At 68.0% G+C, this 16685-nt stretch carries 13 protein-coding genes and 1 tRNA gene; 11 read left to right on the top strand and 3 right to left on the bottom strand.

Annotated elements, in window-relative coordinates; genetic code table 11:
* Window positions 1–110: 110 nt before the first annotated feature.
* The gene (gene gndA / locus E3O28_RS06735) at window positions 111–1568 is read right to left on the bottom strand and encodes an NADP-dependent phosphogluconate dehydrogenase (RefSeq protein ID WP_134415462.1); all 1458 of its coding nucleotides are present in this window, start codon (window positions 1566–1568) and stop codon (window positions 111–113) included.
* Between the two features lie 339 nt (window positions 1569–1907).
* Here gndA and E3O28_RS06730 point away from each other — a divergent pair, with 339 nt between their 5' ends.
* Genes E3O28_RS06730 through mfd form a run of 3 tightly spaced genes read left to right on the top strand, consistent with a single transcriptional unit; the run spans window position 1908 to window position 6818 of the window.
* The gene (locus tag E3O28_RS06730) at window positions 1908–2519 is read left to right on the top strand and encodes a 50S ribosomal protein L25/general stress protein Ctc (RefSeq protein WP_104100828.1); all 612 of its coding nucleotides are present in this window, start codon (window positions 1908–1910) and stop codon (window positions 2517–2519) included.
* 38 nt (window positions 2520–2557) lie between these two features.
* On the top strand, window positions 2558–3139 hold the full coding sequence (pth, locus tag E3O28_RS06725) for an aminoacyl-tRNA hydrolase (protein WP_104100829.1): 582 nt from the start codon (window positions 2558–2560) through the stop codon (window positions 3137–3139).
* Between the two features lie 52 nt (window positions 3140–3191).
* Complete coding sequence (gene mfd, locus E3O28_RS06720) at window positions 3192–6818, top strand: transcription-repair coupling factor (protein ID WP_104100830.1); 3627 nt, start codon at window positions 3192–3194, stop codon at window positions 6816–6818.
* Window positions 6819–7001: 183 nt separating this feature from the next.
* Here mfd and E3O28_RS16280 read toward each other — a convergent pair whose 3' ends face one another.
* Window positions 7002–7172: a hypothetical protein gene (locus E3O28_RS16280; protein WP_166784758.1), complete on the bottom strand. Its 171-nt coding sequence runs from the start codon at window positions 7170–7172 to the stop codon at window positions 7002–7004.
* Between the two features lie 88 nt (window positions 7173–7260).
* On the opposite strand from E3O28_RS16280, the gene E3O28_RS06715 reads away from it, so the two are divergent.
* The 8 genes from E3O28_RS06715 to E3O28_RS06680 all read left to right on the top strand — a co-directional run bounded on the left by E3O28_RS06715 (window position 7261) and on the right by E3O28_RS06680 (window position 15158).
* Window positions 7261–8004 carry a MazG family protein gene (locus E3O28_RS06715; protein WP_134415461.1) on the top strand — a complete coding sequence of 248 codons (744 nt, stop codon included), beginning with the start codon at window positions 7261–7263 and terminating at the stop codon, window positions 8002–8004.
* Window positions 8005–8392: 388 nt separating this feature from the next.
* A complete protein-coding gene (gene hisS, locus E3O28_RS06710; RefSeq protein ID WP_134415460.1) occupies window positions 8393–9649 on the top strand; it encodes a histidine--tRNA ligase in 1257 nt (418 codons plus the stop codon).
* A 106-nt stretch (window positions 9650–9755) separates the two neighbouring features.
* Window positions 9756–11036 carry a phosphopyruvate hydratase gene (eno, locus tag E3O28_RS06705; protein WP_104170826.1) on the top strand — a complete coding sequence of 427 codons (1281 nt, stop codon included), beginning with the start codon at window positions 9756–9758 and terminating at the stop codon, window positions 11034–11036.
* A 124-nt stretch (window positions 11037–11160) separates the two neighbouring features.
* Window positions 11161–11637 carry a septum formation initiator family protein gene (locus tag E3O28_RS06700; RefSeq protein WP_134343481.1) on the top strand — a complete coding sequence of 159 codons (477 nt, stop codon included), beginning with the start codon at window positions 11161–11163 and terminating at the stop codon, window positions 11635–11637.
* Window positions 11634–12155 (top strand): DUF501 domain-containing protein, encoded by a 522-nt coding sequence (locus tag E3O28_RS06695; RefSeq protein ID WP_104100835.1) that lies wholly within the window; start codon window positions 11634–11636, stop codon window positions 12153–12155. Before E3O28_RS06700 ends, E3O28_RS06695 begins: the two co-directional genes overlap by 4 nt.
* A gap of 50 nt (window positions 12156–12205) precedes the next feature.
* Window positions 12206–13432 (top strand): S8 family serine peptidase, encoded by a 1227-nt coding sequence (locus E3O28_RS06690; protein WP_134415487.1) that lies wholly within the window; start codon window positions 12206–12208, stop codon window positions 13430–13432.
* Between the two features lie 38 nt (window positions 13433–13470).
* A complete protein-coding gene (locus E3O28_RS06685) occupies window positions 13471–15003 on the top strand; it encodes an NAD(P)/FAD-dependent oxidoreductase (RefSeq protein ID WP_104100836.1) in 1533 nt (510 codons plus the stop codon).
* A gap of 79 nt (window positions 15004–15082) precedes the next feature.
* Window positions 15083–15158, top strand: a tRNA-Leu gene (locus E3O28_RS06680).
* A 592-nt stretch (window positions 15159–15750) separates the two neighbouring features.
* Here the strand turns inward: E3O28_RS06680 and E3O28_RS06675 are convergent.
* The gene (locus E3O28_RS06675; RefSeq protein WP_104100837.1) at window positions 15751–16677 is read right to left on the bottom strand and encodes a Ppx/GppA phosphatase family protein; all 927 of its coding nucleotides are present in this window, start codon (window positions 16675–16677) and stop codon (window positions 15751–15753) included.
* Between the last annotated feature and the right edge of the window lie 8 nt (window positions 16678–16685).

Below are 16685 nucleotides of genomic sequence, written 5' to 3'. Positions count from 1 at the left end.
CACACAGGTGTTGCCAGCGCATAAAACTGTTGCCGGAGCGGACAACTGTTGCCGGTGTGCGGGCAACACTCGTCCGCTCCGGCAACAGTTGCGCCACCGGAGGAGCGGCTCTAGAGCGAGGAGCCCTCGGTCTCGATCTCGCTGCGGTCCCCCGACCACAGGGTATGGAAGGTTCCGGGCATGTCGACGCGCTTATAGGTGTGCGCGCCGAAGAAGTCGCGCTGGCCCTGCACGAGTGCGGCGGGGAGCCGTTCACTCGCGAGCGAGTCGAAGTAGCTGAGCGCCGACGCGAAGCCGGGAACCGGGATGCCCGACAGTGCCGCCGTCGAGACCACGCGGCGCCACGCCGACTCGCCGTCGGCGACGGCCTGGGCGAAGTACGGGTCGGCGAGCAGGGAGGCGATCGACGGGTCGTTGGCGTAGGCGTCGACGATGCGGTTCAGGAACTGGGCCCGGATGATGCAGCCGCCGCGCCAGATCGTGGCGATGGCGCCCTTGTCCACGGTCCAGCCGTACTTCTTCGCACCGGCGATGATCGCGTCAAAGCCCTGGGCATAGGCAACGACTTTCGACGCGTAGAGCGCCTGGCGCACGTCGTCTTGGAAGGTGTGGCCGACGACGGCGATTTCCGGGCGCGCGGTGATGGCGGCGCGCACGGGGACGCGCTGCTCCGGGTGGCTGGACACGGCGCGGGCGAAGACGGCCTCGGCGATGCCGCCGACGGGCACGCCCAGGTCGAGCGCGTTCTGCACGGTCCACACGCCGGTGCCCTTCGAGCCGGCCTCGTCGAGCACGACATCGATGAATGGCAGGCCGGTCTTGGCGTCGACCTGGCGCAGCACCTCGGCGGTGATCTCGATCAGGTAGCTCTCGAGGTCACCCTCGTTCCACTCGGTGAACACATCGGCGATGGCGGCGGGGGAGTGCCCGGTCACCTTGCGGAGCAGGTCGTAGGCCTCCGCGATGAGCTGCATGTCGGCGTATTCGATGCCGTTGTGGATCATCTTGACGAAGTGACCGGCGCCATCCGTGCCGATGTGAGTGACGCAGGGGACGCCGTCGACGACGGCTGCGATCGATTCGAGGATCGGGCCGAGGGTCTTGTAGGCCTCCACCGAGCCGCCGGGCATAATGCTGGGGCCCTTGAGGGCACCCTCTTCGCCGCCGGAGATGCCGGCGCCGACGAAGTTCACGCCCGTGGCGCGCACCTCTTTCTCGCGGCGGATGGTGTCCTGGAAGTCGGCGTTGCCACCGTCCACGATGATGTCGCCGGGCTCGAACAGGGTGGTCAGTCGGCTGATCACGGCATCCGTGCCCGCACCGGCCTGCACCATGATGATCGCGGTACGCGGCTTCTGCAGCGACGCCACGAACTCCTCGATGGTCTCTGAGGCGACGAAGCCGGCCTCGGGGTGCTCGGTCGTGAGCAGGCGGGTGCGCTCCGAGGAGCGGTTGAACACCGCCACGGTGTTGCCCGCACGGCTGGCCAGGTTGCGGGCGAGGTTCGAGCCCATCACCGCCAGTCCCACTACGCCAATGTTTGCCTGTGCTGCGCCGGTTTCGGCCACGTTTGCTCCTTCAGCTATCTGTTCTCAGAACTCCTTCAAGGCTAGTCGCTCGGCCCATGGCCGTGACGTGGAGTGACGCGGGCGGCGCCGGTGACGGATGCCGCTGCGCGCGTTCGCCGCGCGCCGTCGCCTCCGCTAGACTTACGAGTTGAACTTCGGCGAGGGCTGCCGCCCGCCGGGAAACCGAGGGTGCGGCATCCGTTATCGACGCGGCGGAATGCTTCACGGCCTTTCCTCACGCTGACACGCGTTCGAGTTGAAAAATGAACCAGTACCCACCTTTGCGGGCATCGTCCGCAAACCAGATCTGGGCCGTAGCGGTCCGCAAGGAGAAACACCATGGCTGACGCCACCAACAAGATTGTCGCCGACCTGCGCGTGAAGTTCGGCAAGGGTGCTGCCCGCAAGCTGCGCGTGCTGGGCAAGATCCCCGCCGTCATGTACGGCCACGGCACCACCCCGGTTCACGTCGCGCTCCCCGCGCACCAGATCGGCCTGCTGCTGCGCCGCGCCAACGCAGTCCTCGAGCTGGACATCGACGGCAAGAGCCACCTGACCCTGGTCAAGGACGTCCAGAAGGACCCGTTCCTCCAGATCATCGAGCACCTCGACCTGATCGTCATCCGCAAGGGTGAGAAGGTTCAGGTCGAGGTTTCCGTGCACCTGAACGGCGAGTCGGCCCCCGGCACCATCGCCGACCTTGATACCAAGACCCTCCTGCTCGAGGTCGAGGCCACCAGCATCCCGCAGAACCTCCCGGTCTCCATCGAGGGCCTCGAAGACGGCGACCAGATCCGCGCGAAGGACGTCGTGCTCCCCACGGGCGCCACGCTCATCTCCGACGAAGACGCCGTCGTCGCGTTCGTGCACCTGCCGGCCGAGGAAGAAGAGGAAGAGGAAGAAGAGGCCGAGGTCGCCGAGGGCGACGCCGAGGCCGCTCCCGCCGAGTAGTCATCCCCTTCTGGTTTCGTCGTAAGCGGAGGATTCCCCTGGACGACAATCTTTGGCTCGTAGTCGGGCTCGGCAACCCCGGGCCCGACTACGCCGGTAACCGACACAATGTCGGCCACATGGTGGCTGCCGTGCTCGCCGACCGCCTGTCGGCGGCTTTCAGGAACCACAAAACGAATTCGTCGGTCGCCGAGGGGCGCAGTTTCCCCGGGGGGCCGAAACTGGTGCTGGCCAAGCCGAACACGTTCATGAACGTGTCCGGCGGGCCGGTGGCCGCGCTGCTTCGCTTCTACTCGCTGGAGCCCGCGCACCTGATCGTCATCCACGACGACCTTGACCTCCCGTTCGACACGATGAAGATCAAGGTCGGCGGCGGCCACGGCGGCCACAACGGCCTGCGCGACATCATCGCCGCAGCGGGTACGAACGAGTTCATCCGCATCCGCGTCGGCATCGGGCGCCCGCCTGGCCGGCAGCCGGCCGCGGACTTCGTGCTGCACGACTTCACGTCCCCGGAACGTTCGGCTTTGCCCAACCTGTTGACGGATGCCGCCGACGCGATCGAACTCATCGCAGCCGAGGGCGTCGCCGCCGCACAGCAGAAGTTCCACGCCCCCTGATTCCCCTTGATCGCCCGGGTTGGCTGTCAGCTGGGTTGCGTAGAATGCTCCGGTGACTCTCCAGGGCTTAATTGCCACACTTTCGCGCGCCTCCACATTCGACAATGCCCTCGCCTTCGCGAACCGGAACGTCGATTTCTCTCTCACCGAGGGGCTTCGCGCCCCGCTGCTCGCCGCCCTGCTCGAGCAGCGCACCCGGCTGGGCAAGGCCCCGGCCCTGCTGCTGATCACCGCCACCGGGCGGGAGTCGGAATCGCTGCACGAGAACCTTGCCTGCTTCGCCGCCGACGCCGAGATCATCGACTTCCCGGCCTGGGAGACGCTGCCGCATGAGCGGCTCAGCCCCAGCGCCGAAATCGTCGGCAAGCGCCTCTTCGCCCTGCGACGGATGCGCGAGTGGGAGGAGAGCGCCCCGGTCGCCCGACGCCCCCTGATCGTCATCGCCTCCGTGCGCGCCGCGCTGCAGCCTGTGGCCGACAACCTCACCGACTACGAGCCGATCGACCTGGTCGCCGGCCAACGTGGTCACGACCTCTCCGCCATCGCACGTGAGCTCGTCAACGTTGCCTATGCCCGGGTGGACATGGTCACGCGGCGCGGTGAGTTCGCGGTGCGCGGCGGCATCCTCGACGTCTTCCCGTCGATCGCCCCGCACCCTTTCCGGGTGGAGTTCTTCGGGGACGAGGTCGAGCAGATCCGCGCGTTCTCGGTCTCGGACCAGCGCTCCTTTCCTGCCCCGGTCGACTCGGTGAGCCTGCCGCCGAGCCGCGAGCTGCTGCTCAGTCCCGCCGTTCGGCAGCGGGCCCGTGAGATGCAGCACGAGTTCCCGAGCCTGTCCGGCCTGCTCGCGAAGATCGCCGAGGGCATCCCGGTCGAGGGCATGGAGAGCCTCGCACCTGCTCTCGTCGACCGGCTCGTGCCGATCACCCACTATCTGCCCGCGGAGGCGGCCGTCGCCGTCATCTCGCCCGAGCGCGTCGCATCCCGGGCGATCAGCCTGGCCGAGACCAACCGGGAGTTCCTGGGCGCGGCGTGGAGCGCCGCGACCGCGGGCGCCGAGGCGCCGATCGACCTGGAGTCGGGCGACTTCCTCACCCTCGGGCGTCTGCGGGAGGCCGTGCAGTTCAGTGCACCCGGCGCCCCGGCGTCCGCGCACGTGTGGTGGACCCTGAGCTCCTTCCAGGCGGCGCCGACGGATGCCCCGGTGCTGCCCGAGCACCGGGAACTCGACGACCTGCTCACGGTGCGGGTCGAGGGCGACGCCGTGCCGAGCTTCCAGGGCAGCGTCGAGGGCGCCGTCGGTCACCTGGCCGAGCGGCTGAAGGCCGGCTGGACCGTCGGCATCGTCGCCCAGGGTGCCGGGCTGGTTGAACGCGCCGCCGACGTTCTGGCCGAGCGGGAGCTGCCCGCCCGGATCGTCACGGAATGGCCGAGCCGACCCGAGGCCGGTATCGCCTACCTGCTGAAAGCATCCGTCGACCACGGTTTCGAACTGCCGGAGACGAAATTCTCCCTGGTCAGCGAGTCCGAATTCTACGGCCGCACCGTGGGCTACGACGCGCGCCAGGTGAAGAAGCTGGCCAGCCGGCGCAAGAACGTCGTCGACCCGCTGCAGCTGAAGGCCGGCGACCACGTCGTGCACCAGACCCACGGCATCGGCCGGTTCATCGAGCTCACCCAGCGTGAGGTCTCCAGCGGCGGGCGCAACCCGGTCAAGACCAAGCGTGAATACCTCGTGCTCGAATACGCGCCGTCGAAGCGCGGGCACCCGGGTGACAAGCTCTACGTGCCCACCGACCAGCTCGACCTGGTCAGCCGCTACGTCGGCGGGGAGGCGCCGACGCTCAGCAAAATGGGCGGCAGCGACTGGTCGGCCGCGAAGACCAAGGCGCGTCGTGCCGTGCGGGACATCGCCGTCGAACTCGTCAAGCTCTACTCCGCACGGATGGCCAGCAAGGGCCACGCGTTCGGGCCGGACACCCCCTGGCAGCGCGAGTTGGAGGAGGCGTTCCCGTTCGCCGAGACGCCCGACCAGCTCACCACCATCGACGAGGTCAAGGCCGACATGGAACGGCCCATCCCGATGGACCGGTTGCTCTCCGGCGACGTCGGGTTCGGCAAGACCGAGGTGGCCGTGCGCGCCGCCTTCAAGGCGATCCAGGACGGCAAGCAGGTCGTCATGCTGGTGCCGACGACCCTGCTCGTGCGCCAGCACATGGAGACGTTCCAGGAGCGCTTCGCCGGATTCCCGGTGCACCTGCGCGCGCTCAGTCGATTCCAGACCGAGAAGGAATCCCGCGAAACCATGGCGGGCATGCTCGACGGCACCGTCGACCTCGTGATCGGCACCCACCGGCTGCTGTCGGACTCCATCGTGTTCAAGGACCTGGGCCTCGTGATCATCGACGAAGAGCAGCGCTTCGGCGTGGAGCACAAGGATGCGCTGAAGAAGCTCAAGACCAACGTGGATATCCTCGCGATGAGCGCCACGCCCATCCCGCGCACGCTGGAGATGGCGGTCACCGGCATCCGGGAGATGTCCACCCTGGCCACCCCGCCGGAGGACCGGCACCCGATCCTCACCTTCGTCGGACCGTACTCCGACCGCCAGGTGGCCGCGGCCATCCGGCGGGAGCTGCTGCGGGAGGGCCAGATCTTCGTCGTGCACAACCGGGTGTCCAGCATCAACCGGGTGGCCGCGAAGCTGGCCGAGCTCGTGCCGGAGGCACGGATCGCCGTGGCGCACGGCCAGTTGCCGGAGGCACAGCTGGAACAGGTCGTCGTGGACTTCTGGGAGCGCAAATTCGATGTGCTGGTCTCGACGACGATCATCGAAACCGGCCTGGACATCGCCAACGCGAACACGATCATTATCGACCGCGCCGACAAGTTCGGGCTCAGCCAGTTGCATCAGCTGCGGGGGAGGGTCGGCCGCGGCCGGGAGCGCGCCTACGCCTATTTCCTCTACGACGAGAACAAACCGTTGACTGAGATCGCCCACGACCGGCTGTCGACCATCGCCGCGAACAACGAACTGGGCGCCGGCATGCAGGTGGCGTTGAAGGACCTCGAAATCCGCGGCGCGGGCAACCTGCTCGGCGGCGAGCAGGCCGGGCACATCGCCGGGGTCGGCTTCGACCTTTACCTGCGCATGATCGGCGAGGCCGTGAGCGCCTTCCGCGGCGACGTCGCGGAGGGCCAGACGGAGCTGCGGCTCGAACTGCCCGTCGACGCCCACATCCCCGAAGACTACGTCGACAGCGAGCGGTTGCGCCTCGAGGCCTACCAGAAGCTGTCCGCCGCAAGCTCGCCGACGGCCGCGAAGGACCAGATCGACCTGGTCCTCGACGAACTCACCGATCGCTACGGCGAGCCGCCCCAGCCGGTGCAGAACCTCATCCTGGTCTCCCGGCTGCGCTGGCTGGCCCAGCAGGCCAGTCTCGGCGAGGTCGTCGCGATGGGTTCGAACCTGCGCGTGTCGCCGGCGAACCTCGCCGACTCGATGCAGGTGCGCCTGCAGCGCATGTACCCCGGGTCGCGCTACTTCACCCAGAACGGTGCGCTGACCGTGCCCATGCCGCGCATCAACGGGGAACCGCTTGGGGATGCGGCGCTGATCGCCTGGGCCGGCAACCTACTCGACGCTCTCTTCCCGCGTCCCGTCGTCGCGGTCGCGTAGCCCGCCGCGGCCGGGTGGCCCGTCGCGATCGCGTGACGAGTGGCCGTGGGTCCGACCCGTCTTTCAGCGGTTCCGTCCCGAACGAATTCGACGGAGATTCTGTCCAAATCGGACGTAAACACACCTAGAGTGCGCTCTTTCGAGAAAATCTCCGTCGAATTGGTACGACGCCGGACACTCCACTCAGGTCTCCGGTGCGCCGCTGCCAGGCATCGGGCGCAGGATCGCGGCGGCGGCCCGCAAACGGCTCCGGGTACCCACGATGAACACTGGGTCGCCTACCCGGCGCTCGCCGGCCACCGTGAGCTCCCGCCGCATCCCGATGCCTGCCAGCGGCACCTCCGTGAAAATCATGGCGCCGGCATAGACCGGGGCTGGGGCTCCTCACGGGACGGATCAGGCCCCGCAGACTCCGTCAATTCCGGGCGATTAGAGTTGTCGCGTGTCCTTTACAGAGAATCCCACCGTCCCGGTATCCGTCCCGGCATCCGCCTCGGCATCCGCCTCCAATCTCGACGAACTCGTGCGCGTGGTGGCTCTCCTGCGTGCACCGGGCGGATGCCCGTGGGACGCAGAGCAGACCCACGAGTCTCTGGTGCAGTACCTGACCGAAGAGACGCACGAGCTGATCGAGGCGATCGAGTCGGGCAGCCGCGACGAGATGCTCGAGGAGCTCGGCGACGTGCTCTACCAGGTGGTCTTCCACGCCGACCTCGCGGCGCACACCGCGGGCGAAGACTTCGACATCCACGATGTCGCCGCGCATATGACCGCTAAAATGGTGGGGCGGCATCCGCATGTCTTTGGCGACCTGAACCTGGAAACGGCCGACGACGTGGCCCTCGCTTGGGACGATTTCAAGGCCGCGGAGAAGCCCTCCCGCACGAGCGTGCTCGACGGGATCCCGCAGGGTATGCCGGCGCTCGCGCTCGCCGACAAGGTGCTCGGCCGAGCCCAGAAGATCGGGCTGCTCGGCACCGAGGCCGCGTTCCCGCTTCCGATCGAGACCGAGGGCCAGCTCGGCCCGCTGCTGCTGGCCATCGTGTCTGCGGCCAAGAGTCAGGGGCTCGACTCCGAACGTGCCCTGCGCACGGCCCTCCGCGGTCTGCAGGACGAGATCCGCGAGGCCGAGACGACGGATGCCGGCGACGTTGCCGACGCCGGCATCATCGGCCTGCCCGGCTGAGGCTTGCGCGGCTGAGGCCTGCGCGGCTGAGGCCTGCGCGAAGGCCTGCGCTGAGGCCACGCGGCGGTGCCGACAGGGCGGTGGCGGAACAGTCCAACCAGGAGCCAGACATCTGTCAATGGTCTTCTGTCCGCTCAGATCGGTGACGAATTCGATGCCTCGCAGCAGTTCATCGCCATCGCCGTCTGCTTCGCATCGCCCTGGCGCTGGCCCAGGAGAAGCAGGTCACAGCGCAGGCCGAGGAAGTGGCCTGGATGTCCACCCTCCTGACCATCGCCAGGGCGCCGGTGACAACCACTTCGACATCTTGCACTACATCGCATGAGAGACCGTGTCGGGCGTCCCGGCGGAAATCGACGGGCCGACCCGAACTGACACAATTGGGGCTATGGCAACACCAGTGACCCCTCCCCGCGGCATGCGCGACTTCCTCCCCGCCGACAAGGCGTCCCGGGAACACGCACTGGCCGTGATCCGGCGAAGCTTCGCGGCGCACGGCTTCGACGAGATCGAGACCCCGGTGATGGAAGACGCGGCCCGACTGCACTCCGGGCTCGGCGGCGACAACGAGAAACTCGCCTTCGCCGTGCTGAAGCGTGGGTTGAAGCCGACGGATGCCGCGGTCGCCGCCGCATCCGGCGACCTGCTCGGGCTGGCCGACCTGGGCCTGCGGTTCGACCTCACCGTTCCGCTCGCCCGGTTCTACGCGACTCACCGGGCGGAACTTCCGACGGTGTTCCGGTCCATCCAGATCGCGCCGGTCTGGCGGGCGGAGCGTCCGCAGAAGGGCCGCTACCGGCAGTTCGTGCAGTGCGACATCGACATCATCGGCGAGTCCGGCCTGCTTGCCGAGATTGAGCTGATCACCGCGACCGCCGCCGCGCTCGACGCCCTCGGCCTGACCGGGTGCTCCATCCGCGTCAACGACCGCCGCATCCTGACCGCCCTGCTCGCCCATTGGAGCGTGGCTCCCGAGCTGAACGAACGCGCGCTGATCGTGATCGACAAACTCGACAAGATCGGCGTCGACGGGGTTGTCACGGAGCTCGCCGGCCTGGGCATCGCCACCGACGGCGTGGCCGATACCCTGACCCAGATCGCCGATGCCGGCTGGACGGCCGCCGAGCCGACGCCGCCGGCCTGGCTCAACACGGACGCCTTCGCCGACCTGCTCGCGCTGCGCGCCGCGATGCCCGAGGTGCGGCTCGTGTTCGACCCGACCCTCGTGCGCGGGATGGGCTACTACACCGGCACCATCTTCGAGATCTCACACCCCGATCTCGGCTACTCCCTCGGCGGCGGCGGCCGGTACGACGGCATGATCGGCCGCTTCCTCGGCACCGAGGTGCCGGCCTGCGGGTTCTCGATCGGGTTCGAGCGCATCGTCGACCTGTTGGGCGTGGATGCGGCATCCGCTGAGAACGCCGTCGTACTGGTGTACGACAAGGGAACAGACCCGGCCCGGCTCGTGGCGCTCAAGCGAACACTGGTCGAACAGGGCCTCCGGGTACGCCTCGAACAGCGCACCAAGAACGTCAAGGCGCTGCTGGAACGCGCGGCCGGAGCCGGTTACGGGCGCTACGCGTTCGTCGGGGCGGATGCCTCCGGCGCGGGCGAACTCGATTTCCGTCCCCTCGGCGGCTGAGGCCAGTCGCTAGACTGTTATGGGATTGGAACACGGCGCTGTCTTCCTCGATTCCTTCAGACCAACACCCCAACAATTAAAAAAATATAGGAAACAGGAGATAGCTGTGGCTCTCATTGAGGCAGTAGTAGCGCGCGAGATTCTTGACTCCAGAGGCAACCCGACCGTTGAGGTCGAGGTATTGCTTGATGACGGTTCGGTCAGCCGTGCCGCCGTTCCGTCCGGCGCATCCACCGGTGCGTTCGAGGCTTACGAGCTGCATGACGGCGACAAGTCACGTTATCTGGGCAAGGGCGTCCGCAAGGCCGTTGACGCTGTCATCGACGAGCTCGGCCCGGCAGTCGAGGACCTCGACGCCGCTGACCAGCGCATCATCGACGCCGTCCTGAACGAGACCGACGGAACCGACAACAAGCACCGCGTCGGCGCCAACGCTATCCTCGGCGTCAGCCTGGCCGTCGCCAAGGCCGCCGCGACCTCGGCCGGCCTGCCGCTGTTCCGCTACCTCGGTGGCCCGAACGCACACACCCTTCCGGTCCCGATGATGAACATCATCAACGGAGGCTCCCACGCCGACAACGACGTGGACATTCAGGAATTCATGGTCGTCCCACTCGGAGCCGAGTCCTTCGCCGAGGGCCTCCGCTGGGGCACCGAGACCTACCACGCCCTCAAGGCGCTGCTCAAGTCCAAGGGCCTCTCTACCGGCCTCGGCGACGAGGGTGGCTTCGCCCCCAACCTGCCGAGCAACCGTGCCGCTCTCGACCTCATCGTCGAAGCCATCCAGAACGCCGGCTACACGCCCGGCAAGGACATCGGTCTAGCGCTCGACTGCGCCGCCTCCGAGTTCTACAAGGACGGCGTCTACCACTTCGAGGGCAAGGAACTCACCGCCCTGGAGCTGTCCGCGTACTACGTCGAGCTCGTTGCGGCCTACCCGCTCGTCTCGATCGAAGACCCGCTCGAGGAAGACGACTGGGACGGCTACGTTCACCTCACCGCCGAGCTCGGAGACAAGGTCCAGATCGTCGGCGACGACCTCTTCGTGACCAACCCGGTGCGCCTTGCCAAGGGCCTGGCCCTCGGCACCGCGAACTCCATCCTGGTCAAGGTCAACCAGATCGGCACCCTGACCGAGACGCTTGACGCGGTGTCCCTCGCGCAGCGCGCCGGATACACCGCCGTCATCTCGCACCGCTCCGGTGAGACCGAGGACACCTTCATCGCCGACCTCGCGGTTGCGACGGATGCCGGCCAGATCAAGACCGGAGCACCCGCCCGCAGCGAGCGCGTCGCGAAGTACAACCAGCTGCTCCGCATCGAGGAAGAGCTGGGCGAGGCCGCCGTGTACGCGGGCCGCTCTGCCTTCCCGCGCTTCAAGGCGTAGTTCGACTGGAGCTCTCGGAGCGCGGGTTCACCCCGCGGCTTCGGGAGCTCCATTTTTTTGTCCGATTGCGGTTAGGGTTCCAGTGCGGGACAACCGCGACCAGCGATTCACGAAGGGAGTTGCCGTGGCCAGGAAACGCGCCGAAGAACAGCCCGTCGCGCTGCCCCCGACCGAGACCGCGGCCGCTCGCTGGCTGCGCGGCCTGCGCCTGTCCGGGTTTTCGCTGGTGATGATGGGCCTCCTGATCATGGCCGTGATCGTCCTGGCGCCCGGCATCCGCACCTACGCCGACCAGCGCCAGCAGATCGAATCGCTCACGGCGGCGGTCGAGGCCCAGCAGGGCGCCGTGGAAGAGTTGAAGAGTGAGCGGGAACGCTGGAACGACCGCACCTACGTCACCACGCAGGCCAGGGACCGACTGTCCTATGTGCTTCCCGGCGACGTGAGCTTCCTCGTGATCAACGATCTGGCCCTGCCCGTCGCGGGCGACGCGGCCGCACCGGTCGCCACCCCCACCATCCAAACCACCAACGTCGATTGGCTCTCCTCCATGTTCGCCTCCGTAATGACGGCCGGTCTGGCTCCCGAGGCCGCGAAATGACCAGGCCTCCCTTCGATTCGGTCACCGAGGACGACATCACCATCGTCTCGGCTCAGCTGGGACGCCCGGCCCGCAACGTCGTGGGCATCGCCGCGCGCTGCGTTTGCGGCGCCCCGACCGTGGTGGCGACGGCGCCGCGCCTTGCCGACGGCACCCCCTTCCCCACGCTGTACTACCTGACGCACCCCGCGGCGACCGCCGCGCTGTCGTTCCTCGAGGCCACCCAGGTGATGAACGAGTACAACCAGTTGCTGGCCGATGACGAGCAGGTGCGTGCCCGCTACCGGCGTGCGCATGAGGGCTTCCTTGCCGACCGCGAGATCCTGGGCACGGTTCCGGAAATCGTCGGCATCTCCTCCGGTGGTATGCCCGAACGCGTGAAATGCCTGCACGCGCTGGCCGCCCACTCTCTGGCCGCAGGCCCCGGAGTGAACCCGATCGGAGATCTGGCCCTCGGCCGGGCGGCCTGGACGCCCGCCGTCTGCGAGTGCCTCGACTACACCACGGCCGACGAGTGACCCGCTCCGCCTGGCGTCGGATCGGCGCGGGCGTCGCCCTGGGCCTGACCATGGCGCTGGGCGGGGCTTTCGTTGCGCCGACCGCGCCGGCCTTCGCGGAGAACACGCAGGTGCGTGACCTTGAGTACTGGCTCAATGACTACGGATTCACCCAGGCCTGGAATACGACCCGTGGCGCGGGCGTGACGGTGGCCGTCATCGATACGGGTGTCGCCGACGTCGCCGACCTCGCCGGTGCGGTCGTCGGCGGAACGGATGTCTCCGGGCTCGGCTCCACCAATGGGCAGACGCCCGTCGGAGAAGGCAGCGAGCACGGGACTCTGGTGGCATCCCTGCTGGCCGGACGCGGCACGGGTGAGGGGTCCGGCGTGCTGGGAGTGGCTCCCGAGGCGTCGCTCCTGGCCGTCTCGGTGGCCTTCGGCACCAGCGACGCCACCCTCAGCAACGACGACCAGATCGCCGAGGGCATCCGCTGGGCCGTCGACAACGGCGCCGACGTCATCAACATGTCCCTCACCCGCAACACCTTGGACTGGCCGCCGAGTTGGGACGACGCCTTCCTCTACGCGTTCGAGAACGACGTCGTGGTCGTCGCCGCCGCCGGGAACCGAGGCAGCGGCACCACCGAGGTCGGAGCCCCGGCCACCATCCCTGGGGTGCTCACGGTCGCCGGTGTCGACCGCAACAAGGGCGCCAGCTTCGACGCGTCCTCGCAGGGCATCACGATCTCGGTGGCCGCGCCCAGCGAGCAACTTGTGGGCGTCGTTCCGGGCGGCGGCTACGTGCAGTGGAACGGCACCAGCGCGGCCGCGCCCATCGTGTCGGGCCTGGTCGCCCTGGTGCGCGCCGCCTATCCCCGCCTCGATGCTGCGGAGGTGATGAACCGGGTCATCGAAACTGCCGACCCGAACGGGCGGGTCGTGCCCAGCCCGATCTACGGCAACGGTCTGATCGATGCCGCGGCGGCGGTCACTGCGGCCGTGCCGGCATCCACGAGCCCGGAACCGGCCGCCCTGCTGGAGGAGTGGATCCGGGTACACCGGCGGGCGGACACCGAGGTCGAGCCCACGCCGCAGACCGCCACGCAGGTGCCGGTCGCGCCGCAGGAAGACCCGGCGTTGCCTGCCCCCAGCGTCGTCGCGGCATGGTTGCCCAGCCCGCTCACGCTGACGTATGTCACAGTGCCGCTCCTCGTCCTGGTCGGGTTTGGTACTCTGGTAACGCTGCTCGGCACCGGGGCCACTCGGCACATCAAGCGAATCCGGTCAAAACGGTAAGTTTTCGTGCAGCCAAATCATGTAGGAGGACTTTCATAGTGCCCAAAATTCTTATTGTCGGTGGCGGCTACGCCGGGTTCTACACCGCGTGGAAGCTGGAGAAATGGCTTCGCGCCGGCGAGGCCGAGGTCACCATGGTCGACCCTCTGCCGTATATGACCTACCAGCCGTTCCTGCCGGAGGTCGCAGCCGGCTCCATCGAGGGTCGCCACGCCGCAGTCGCGCACCGTCGTCACCTCAAGAAGACCAACGTCGTGACGGCCAAGGTCACCCACATCGACCACGCCACGAAAACCGCGACCATCACCCCGCCCATTGGCGAGCCCTACGAATTCGTCTATGACGTCGTCGCGGTAACGGCCGGCGCCGTGTCGCGCACGTTCCCGATCCCGGGCGTCGCGGACCAGGCCATCGGTCTGAAGACCATCGAGGAAGCCGTCGCCATCCGTGACCGCGTGCTCACCAACTTCGACAAGGCTGCCCAACTTCCGGCCGGCCCCGAGCGCGACCGCCTGCTCACCTTCGTCGTCATCGGCGGGGGCTTCGCCGGCATCGAGGTCTTCGCAGAGCTGCGTTCCTTCGCGTCATCGCTGCTGAAGTCCTACCCGCAGATCGGGTTCGACGACACCCACTTCCACCTGATCGAGGCGATGGGGCGCATCATGCCCGAAGTTTCGCTGCCGACCAGCCTCTGGGTCATCAAGCACCTCGACGAACGCGGCGCGCAAATCCACCTGAACACGCAGCTGACCAGCTCGGTCGACGGCAAGGTCGAACTGTCCACCGGTGAGAGCTTCGAGACCGATCTGATCGTCTGGACAGCCGGAGTCATGGCTAACCCGGCCATCGTGCGCCACACCGACCTGCCGATCGAAGATCGTGGTCGCCTGCAGGTGCGCCCCGACCTGCGCGTCGGAACCGATGACGAGATCATCGCGGACGCCTGGGGCGCCGGCGACATCACCGCCGTTCCCGACCTGAGTGGCGGGGGAGTGGGCGGCTTCTGCGTGCCCAACGCTCAGCACGCGGTTCGCCAGGGCAAGCTCCTCGCGAAGAACATCGTCGCGGTGCTGCGCGGCGAGAATCCCGAGGAATACCTGCACAAGAACTTGGGTGCCGTCGCCGGCCTCGGCATCGGTTCCGGTGTCTTCCAGTCCGGCAAGATCGCCATCACGGGTCTGCCGGCCTGGTTCGCCCACCGCGGCTACCACGGCCTGGCCATGCCCAGCTGGGAGCGCAAGCTGCGCATCATCTGGGGTTGGATGAACAACTTCTTCCTCGGTCGCGACATCGTCTCGTTGGCCGCGGTGCAGAACCCGCGGGCCACGTTCGCGGAGTTCGCCTCGCGGCCCAAGCCGGTCGTGGATTCTGCCGCTCCGGCCAAGGCTCCGGTGACCGTCGCCGCATCGGCCAAGGCAGCGGCCACCGTAGCCGGCCCCGGCACGGGTCCCGCCGCCAAGGCAACGGCGCGTGCACCCCGAGCCCCGCGAAAGACCGCGGCCGACAAGGCTGCGGAAGTCGCTCCGGCAGGGACGACCGAGAAGGCCGCGGCGACCGCAGCCGTCAAGTAACAGCGTCTGCGGGCGTCACCGAGAGAAACCGATGACGCCCGCAGCCCCTACGCTTGAGGCGTTCGGTTTCGCCGGGCGTGCCCCCGTAGCCCAATGGCAGAGGCAGACGACTTAAAATCGTCACAGTCTGGGTTCGACCCCCAGCGGGGGCACCACACGGTACGTCACAGCGTCATCGCGTCACCGCGTCACCGCGTCACCGCGTCACGGCCTCGACTCCCGCCGCCCGGGCGACAGCATCCATGCATCGTCGTTCAACCTGCCGGCAGACCCTGAACGGATGCCGCGGTAAATCCCTGCCCCCGGTCTGTGCCGGGTGAGGCAGCCTGTCCGGCCCGGTTTCGTCGCGCTACGATCCGCGAGTGAAACGGTCGATGCCTCCTGCCACGTGCCATTCCCCGATGTAGGAACGGTGTCAGGGGCTTTCTGCAAACAACGTGGGACATCACCCGGTTCTTCTTCTGGAAGTGATCACCACGGCGAAGGTGCTGCCCGGGCGCGGAACCATCACGACCGGCGAGGGCGCCGCTCACGGCCAAGGTGCTGCGCCGACCCGGCCGCTCCCTCGGCGTCACCGGCGCTTTGCACCACCGATGCCCCGCGCGCTTTCCGCTCACGGCGTCACTCTGTTGGAGTCCAGACGGCCGAGGGCGGAACCAATTCGACGGAGATTTTGGCCTCAGAGCCCGGTTCCCGTCTGTTTGGCGCCATTCTCGGCAGAATCTCCGTCGAATTGGTTAGGGGCAGCTACTCCAGGTGGTCCAGATACCTCAGGATGATGCCCTCGCGGAGCGCCCACGGCGACACTTCCAGCTCGGTCACCCCGAACGCGGCCATCGCCGCGTGGAGCACGATGCCGCCGGCCACGATCTGGAAGGTGCGGTCGGCGGTGATGCCGGGCAGCGCCGGGCGCGCCTCAGCCGGGATCCGGGCCAGCCGGGGGACCCAGTCGCTCAGCTGCGAGCGGCTCAGCTGCATCCGCTCGCCTGAACCGAAACCCTCCGCGGTGGAGCCGGCCAGTTTGGCCAGGGAGCGGATGGTCTTGGACGAACCGACGACGTGGTGCGGCGCCGGGAGCCCCTCGAACGCCACCAGGGCTTCCGCGAGCACGGCGGCGGCGTGCTCGCGGAGGGCGGAGACCTGCGCGGGCAGCGGCGGGTCGTCGTGCAGGAAGCCGATGGTGGAACGGCCGGCGCCCAGCGGCAGCGACAGCGCGACCGCAGGCACCTCGTTCGCGCCGGCGGCGATCTCCAGGGAGCCGCCCCCGATGTCGAAGAGCAGGATGTCCCTGGCGGACCAGCCGTACCAGCGCCGCACGGCCAGGAACGTCAGTCGGGCCTCGTCCTCGCCGGACAGGACCTGCAGGGCGACCCCGGTTTCCCGTTCGACCCGGGCGAGCAGTTCGGGCCCGTTCACGGCCTCACGGAGTGCGGAGGTAGCGAACGGCAGGAGGTCGTCGACGTGGTGGCGGCGGGCTACCTCGGCCGCGTTCCGCACCGACTCGAGCACGGCGGTGCACCCCTCCTCGGTGATGGCGCCCTCAGGGGTGAGGTAGCGCATCAGGCGCAGCACGGCCTTGTCGGAGGCCATCGGCACCGGCTGGGCGCCTGCGTGCGCGTCGACGACCAGCAGGTGGACGGTGTTCGAACCGACATCAAGGACTCCGAGGCGCACGCTCTCGA

It is taken from the genome of Cryobacterium sp. TMT2-14, from assembly GCF_004402465.1.
GTDB classification, from domain to species: domain Bacteria; phylum Actinomycetota; class Actinomycetes; order Actinomycetales; family Microbacteriaceae; genus Cryobacterium; species Cryobacterium sandaracinum.
Note: the sequence above shows the minus strand (reverse complement) of the source record. Positions and strands in the feature narration are given on the sequence as shown.